This is a genomic window from Micromonospora sp. NPDC002296 (genome assembly GCF_040296145.1).
GTDB lineage: Bacteria > Actinomycetota > Actinomycetes > Mycobacteriales > Micromonosporaceae > Micromonospora.
On the sequence record NZ_JBEOWQ010000097.1, the window covers coordinates 1 to 6,995 of the forward strand.

Genomic DNA, 6,995 nt, shown 5'->3' on the forward strand with positions numbered 1-6,995 from the left:
ACCGGGCGGACCGGACCCTGACCCCATGCCAACAGCCGCTCCCGCTCGGCCGCACCCAACAACGGCAACCGAGACAGCGGAACCCCGGGTTCCCGCACACCGGCCGACACCAGCGTCACAACGTGGTCCACCAGGCCCCGCACCCACTCCGCCGAGAAGCCTTCCGCCGCATAGTCCACCCGCAGCCCGGACCCGTCCGAGGCCACGGTCACCACCACATCCACGTCCACCACCGCCGGGCCGACCTCGGCCACCGGACCGTCCACCACACCCACCACCACCGGACCCGCCACACCCGCAGCCACCACCGGCGCGGCCCACGCCGCACCCACCCGAGACACCAACTCGGCGAACCCCGGATCACCCGCCACACCCACCCGCACCAACCCGCCACCCGCTGCCAGCCCCAGCGCCACCTCCTCCTGACCCGTGTACCGGGCCAACACCCCGACCAGGCCCGCCAACACCACCGCACCAGCCCGCCCCGCACCCACCAGACCAGGCAACTCCGCACCCACCACACCGGACAACTCCACCGCCCGCACCACCGACCCCGCCCGAGCCGGCCACACCAACGGCCGCCGCAGATCACCCATCAGGTCCAGGCCTTCGGCCGATCCGGCCGGTCCGATGTCAATCGCAGCGCCCACGGACTGAGCACCAGCAGACCCGACAGACATGATCAACCTCCGATCGAAAGGGGTGACCGGGAGGCGCGTGGCCGGAGCGGCCGGTCAGCCGATGTTCCGTTTGGCGGACGGCACGATGTGGCGCGATGAATGCCGCGCGGCGTCGAACGCCGCCGCCACCCGTCCGGGTGGCCGATCGGGGCCTCTTCGCGGCGGGCCCCGTCGTGTCGGCGGTGCGGCACCTCCCGTTCCACCCGGGCGCCGCGCACCCACGTGCGTCCCACTCCGTTGCGGTGGAGGGGAACGACGACCCGACGGGGCCCGACCCTACGAAGCCCGGTGGAGCGCCGTACACCCCTAGATTCACACGTCGACCCCCTAGGGAGTCTGCGTCGGGCCGACGACCCTTCAGCTCAAAAATGTGCAAAGTAAGCTGACTGCGCACCCCAAACCAGGACTCGACGATCACGCGGTCGGTGACTGGTCAATCACACACCGGGTGCTGGTGTGCACCGCGCCAACGCAGCGCTGACCAAAAGCCAGCCGCTACCTGGCCGGTCCAGCCTGGAACTGTCCTGTTCCCGGTGCACACGGCGCGCCCGACTCTCGCGGCCGAGCTGCCTTCATTCAGAACCGGGACGCCACCTGTCCACCCACGTTCTCCGCATGATCGTGGCGGCGGTGTTCCCAGGCTTCGTGCCATCCCCGAGGCCCTCCGTGGGCCGGCATGTAAGGAGATTCAATGGATACGCCTATCCAGGTACAGGTGTTCGCTCACGACGGGGTGGTCCTGGCCCGGCCACCAAGTCCGGTGACGACCGCCAGCAGCCGCTATCTGGCCGGCGCGGGCGCCGGCTTGGACAACGGGCTGGACATGATCACGGGCCTTCACCTCACCCTTCCGCACCAGGCGGCGGCCATCGCCAGCACCGGCGCCTGCGCGGACAAGTCGCTGCGGCTGCTCAGCCGGAGCGGCCTCAAGACGCCGAGCGACCTGCGTGAGTTCCGCAACAGCGAGCAGGCGGTACAGCTCGCCCGGGAAGCCGCCGAGCGGGGCGAGCTGCTGGAGTTCCAGTTCCCCCCGCACGACCCACAGCTGCGGGCCGCGTCGGCCCGGGTCTCGCCGGACCTGCTGGCCCGGCTCAACAACAAGACCGTCCTGGAGAGCCTGGTCGCACCGGAGTACCTGCCCCGCCGGCAGGTCGCCACCCCCGCGGAGGTGCGACGGATCGTGCAGCAGGACCGCCGGCCGGCGGTCATCAAACCGGCCGGCGCCGAGGTGTACAGCGGTATCGCGATCTTCACCAGACGGTTGCGCGACCGGCTCAACCGGTCACTGTTCAACCAACTGGAGCAGGTGAGCGATCAGTGGATCGTCGAGGAGGAGGTCCCCTTCCGGACAGTCTGGGGACTCCAGTTCGGCGTGACCGAGAGCGGATCGGTGGAATACTTCGGTGCGTCCGTGCACCTGCCGCAGCCCACCTCGACGTGGGTCGGTTGTGTGATGGACGACGACCAACCGCCGACGGAGCTGATCGAAGCGCTGACCGCAGGGGTCCGAAAGGCCAGTGCTCTCGGGTACCGGGGGTACTGCTCGTTCGACGCGGGGATCAGCCGGAACGACGAACTGCGGATCATCGACCCGAACTTTCGGGTCAGCGGAGCCACCTCGTCGTTGCTGCACCGCAGCTCGCTGCTGCGCCAGCACCCGTGTGCCATCACGACGTTCTTCTCCCTCGCGCCCGGTGTCGACGCCGAGCCGATCCTCGCCCCGTTCATCGACCGTGGGCAGCTCGTCGTGTTCATGCACTACGACCCGGCGGAGACGGACAACGGGCCGCATCCGGCGACCATCGTCGGCATGGTCGGCGCCTCGGACCGGTACGCCTGCGGCGTGCTGATCGCGCAGGTCCAGCGAGCGCTGAACAGCTGACGGACCGCCCCCCACCCCGGGCCGCGCCGGTGGCCCGGCGACGGCGGGGGTGTGCGCCTGCGGGTGTGGTTGTTGCTGCCCGGGCGACAACAACGCACCCGCAGGCGGCGACAGAACGGGTGCCGGTGCGCTACATCCCGGCGAGGGCGGCGCGGACGGCCGGTTCCGGGACGTCGACGACCAGGTCGGGGCCGGCCGGGCCGTCCAGGACGAGGGACAGGCCGTCGGTGGCCTTCTTGTCCCGCCGCATCAGCGCGATCAGCTCGTCGTGGTCGACCCCGGCCGGCAGCGCGGTGTCGAGGCCGTAGCCGGCCACCACGTCGTGGTGCTCGGCCACCCGGTCGGCCCCGATCCGGCCGAGGACGCCGGCCAGCCGGCCCGCGAAGACCGTGCCGACGCCGACCGCCTCGCCGTGCCGTAGCGCGAAGTCGGTGGCCCGTTCCAGCGCGTGCCCGAGGGTGTGGCCGTAGTTGAGGATGTGCCGCAGCCCGGCGTCGCGCTCGTCGGCGGCCACCACCCGGGCCTTCAGCGCCACGCAGGCGGCGATCTGCTCGGCCACGGGCCGGTCGCGCAGCTCGCCGGCGCCGATGAAGTGGGCCCGGGCGATCTCACCGTAGCCGTTGCGCAGTTCCCGCTCCGGCAGCGTCGTCAGGTGCTCGGTGTCGCAGAGCACGGCGCGCGGCTGCCAGTACACCCCGACCAGGTTCTTGCCCTCCGGCAGGTTCACCGCCGTCTTCCCGCCGACGCTGGCGTCCACCTGGGCGAGCAGCGAGGTCGGCAGGTGGATCACCGCGATCCCCCGGTGGTAGAGGCCGGCGGCCAGCCCGACCACGTCCGTGGTGGTGCCGCCGCCGCAGGAGACCACCGCGTCGGCGCGGGTCAGCCCGAACTCGGCGAACGCCCGGCAGAGTTGCTCCACCGTGGCCAGGTTCTTGTCGTGCTCGCCGTCGCGGGCCGGCACCACGCGGTGCGGCACTCCCGGGTCGGGCGTCCACTGCGCCGGCCGGGCCGAGACCACCACGACCCGCCGCGCGCCGATCCGCGCCACCTCCGCCGGCAGCCGGTGGCGCACCCCGGGGCCGATCAGCACCGGGTACGCGCGTTCGCCGAGCGGCACGTCGATCCGGGTCGGCGCGGCGGCGTCGGGAGCGGGACGGCCGGTGTGGGTCGGGCGCATGCGGCTGTTGTCTCCTCCGGGGGCCAGCTGGCGGGGCGGGCGGGGGGCGGGCGTCGGCGGGGTCGCCGCAACCGTTGCGGCCACCGGGCGGTCCCGGACCATCGACAGCCGCAGCGCCAGCGCGGCCAGCGCGTCGACGTCCGGCCCGATGCCCCACCGCTCGTGGGTGAGCTGGGCGTGGTGCGCCAGCAGGAAACCGGGCGGCGTCACCGGGTGGTCCCGGTCGAGCACGGCCGTCACCCGGTCCAGGTACTGCCGCCAGGCGGCGGCCACCTCCCCGGTCAGCGGCAGGTCACCGGCCGTCAGGGCGATCTTCTCCGCCCCGGCGTCCGCCTGCGCGGCCAGGTCCCGCCGCTGCGTGCCGGTGAGCAGCCGGCCACGGTCCTGCCAGTGCAGGAACAGGAAGGTCAGCCGGTCGGCCGCCGGCACCAGCCCGGTCAGGTGCCGCAGGTGCGCCACGGCCAGCGGCAACTCCACCCCGGCGAGCCAGGGGACGTCCCCGCCGAGCAGGGCCAGGGCCACGTCGCTGCCCGCGTGCGCGAGCGGGCCGCCCCGGGCGGCGTCACGCACCGCGTACGGGTCGGCGCGGCAGGCGTCCCGGTCGGCCGCCGGCAGCTGCCGACGTACCTCGTCGAGCCCGGCGCCGGTCGTGTGGAAGCCGAGGCGCAGCCGGGGCCCGGCCGGAGCGCCGACCCGGTCGAAGAACCAGTCCGCTCGCGGGTCGGCCCGGCGGGCGGCGGCGACCAGTTCGGCGACCACCGTCCCGAGCAGCTCGGACATCCGCGCGTCCGGGCACCCGCCGGCCGGCACGGCCAGGTGGGTGAACAACCACGAGCGTTCCAACGACGGCACCTCGACTGACGGAGCACGGGCACGACGGTCTGCGGGGGTCGCCCCATCATCGGCCCGCGGCGCGTCCCGCCAGCGGATCGGCCCTGGAACTGGGGACGACTTAGGGGGCGACAGGGGTAGGTCGTCGGCAGGGCGCTCGGAAGACTTGGGCCGTTACGGCGAGCGAGGTCTACGCCGCGGACGAGGAGTCTCGCCGACGGACGGAATGTGGTGACATGCTTCGGAGCGACCTGGTCCAGCCGTTGCCCGATCTGCTGAGGGCCCACGCCGACAGGTTCGGGGACAAGGTCGCATTCCGCGACGACCGCCGCGCGGTCGGGTACGCCGACCTGGAGGCGCGGACCCGTCGGCTCGCCGGGCACCTGGCGGCGGCCGGGGTCGGGCGCGGCGAGCGGGTGGCCTTCTGCCTCGGCAACCGGGTGGAGACGGTGGAGGCTTGGCTCGCCGTCACCCGGGCCGCCGCGGTGGGCGTACCGGTGAACCCGCGCAGCACCGACGCGGAGCTGGCCCACCTGCTCGACGACTCCGGCGCGGTGCTGGTGGTCGTCGGCCCGGAGCACCTCGACCAGCTCGTACGGCTGCGGGCGGACCGCCCCGACCTGCGGGTCTGGGTCATCGGGGACGACCCGGCGCCGGACGGCGTTGCCGCCTGGCGGGACCTGGCCGACGCCGAGCCCGCCGCCGACGCCCGGGACGACCTGGGCCTCGACGAGGTCGCCTGGATGCTCTACACCTCCGGCACCACCGGCCGGCCCAAGGGCGTGCTGTCCACCCAGCGCACCTGCCTGTGGTCGGTCGCCTCCTGCTACGTGCCGATCCCCGGCCTGACCCCCGACGACCGGGTGGTGTGGCCGCTGCCGCTGTTCCACAGCCTCTCCCACATCGGCTGCGTGCTGAGCGTGACCGCCGTGGGCGCCACCGCCCGGCTCATCGACGGTTTCTCCGCCGACGACGTGCTGCGCGCCGTCGACTCCGACGCGGCGACCGTGCTGGCCGGGGTGCCGGCCATGTACCACCACCTGGTCGCCGCCGCCAAGGAGACCGGCTTCCGGGCCCCGGCCCTGCGGATGTGCCTGGTGGGCGGGGCGATCACCACGGGCGCGCTGCGTCGGGCGTTCGACGAGGTGTTCGACGCGCCGCTGCTCGACGCGTACGGGAGCACCGAGACCTGCGGCTCGATCGCCATCACCCGGCCGGACTCGCCCCGGGTCGAGGGCTCCTGCGGAAGGCCCGTGCCCGGCGTCGAGGTGCGCCTGGTCAGCCCGCAGACCGGGGTGGACGTCCCGGTCGATGCCGAGGGCGAGGTGTGGGTACGCGGGCCGAGCGTGATGCTCGGGTACCACGGCCTGCCCGACGTCACCGCCGCCGCGCTGCGCGACGGCTGGTACCGCACCGGTGACCTGGCCCGCCGGGACGCCGACGGCAACCTGTTCGTCACCGGCCGGCACCAGGAGCTGATCATCCGGGGCGGGGAGAAGATCCACCCGTCGGAGGTGGAGGAGGCGCTGCGCTCGGTGCCCGGCGTCGCCGACGTGGCCGTCACCGGCCGGCCGCACGAGGTGCTCGGCGAGGTGCCGGTGGCGTTCGTCGTCCCCGGGCCGGAGGGCTTCGACCCCGTCGCCGGGTACGCGGCCTGCCGGGAGCGGCTCTCCTACTACAAGGTGCCCGACGAGCTGTACGAGATCGGCCAGGTGCCGCGCACCGCCTCCGGGAAGGTCACCCGGCGGCTGCTGCTGGACCGGCCGGCCCGGCTGCGCGCCGTCAACGGCAGCCATCACGATTCGCTGAGCACCGTGACCTGGCGACCGCTGGACCTGACCGCCGTGCCGCCCGCCGCTCCCGCAGCCACGGCGGACCCGGCCGGCCCCGCGCCGGCACGCCGCTGGGCGGTCGTCGGCGCGGGCGGCGAGGCGCTGGTCGGGCCCCTGCGTGCGGCGTCGGCGGGGGACCGGTTCGACGCGTACCCCGACCTCGCCGCCCTGCGCCGGGACCCGGACGTGCCGGACGTGACGCTGCTGCTCGCCGACGCCGCCCCGGTGGACCTCGCCGACCCCGGCGCCGTGGTGGGCCTCGCCGACCGGCTCGACGACGGCCGGTCCGCCGCCGCCCGGCTGGTGCTGCTGACCACCGGAGCAGTGGACGCGTCCACCCCGGAGCTGGCCGACGACCCGGACCTCGTCCCGGCCGCCGCCGTCGCCTGGGCGGTCGGCCGTTGCCTCCAGGCCGCGTACCCGGGCCGGGTCGTGCTGGTCGACGCCGACGCCCACTCGCTGGCCCTGCTGCCCGCCGCCGTGGACGCCGGCGCCGCGCAGGTGGCGCTGCGCGCCGGCGCGGCCCGGCACCCGGTCCTCGGGCCGGCCCCCGCGCGGGCCCCCGGGCGGCCGGCGCGGGTCGTCGACCCGGC

General features: G+C 74.3%; 3 protein-coding genes and 1 pseudogene. 2 read left to right on the plus strand and 2 right to left on the minus strand.

Translation table 11 applies throughout. From position 1 onward, the window contains the following. Positions 1-596, minus strand: a pseudogene (locus ABT023_RS28645) (non-ribosomal peptide synthetase); the annotation flags it as partial. A 775-nt stretch (positions 597-1,371) separates the two neighbouring features. Here ABT023_RS28645 and ABT023_RS28650 point away from each other — a divergent pair. Beyond that, positions 1,372-2,562 (plus strand): ATP-grasp domain-containing protein, encoded by a 1,191-nt coding sequence (locus tag ABT023_RS28650; RefSeq protein ID WP_350889760.1) that lies wholly within the window; start codon positions 1,372-1,374, stop codon positions 2,560-2,562. A gap of 130 nt (positions 2,563-2,692) precedes the next feature. Here the strand turns inward: ABT023_RS28650 and ABT023_RS28655 are convergent, their stop codons facing one another. Continuing rightward, positions 2,693-3,739, minus strand: a complete 1,047-nt coding sequence (locus tag ABT023_RS28655) for a 3-dehydroquinate synthase family protein (protein ID WP_350889764.1) — start codon at positions 3,737-3,739, stop codon at positions 2,693-2,695. A gap of 1,067 nt (positions 3,740-4,806) precedes the next feature. Between ABT023_RS28655 and ABT023_RS28665 the strand changes: the two genes are divergently transcribed. Beyond that, positions 4,807-6,995, plus strand: a 2,189-nt coding sequence (locus tag ABT023_RS28665; RefSeq protein ID WP_350889762.1) for an AMP-binding protein, incomplete at its 3' end; no start/stop codon positions are given.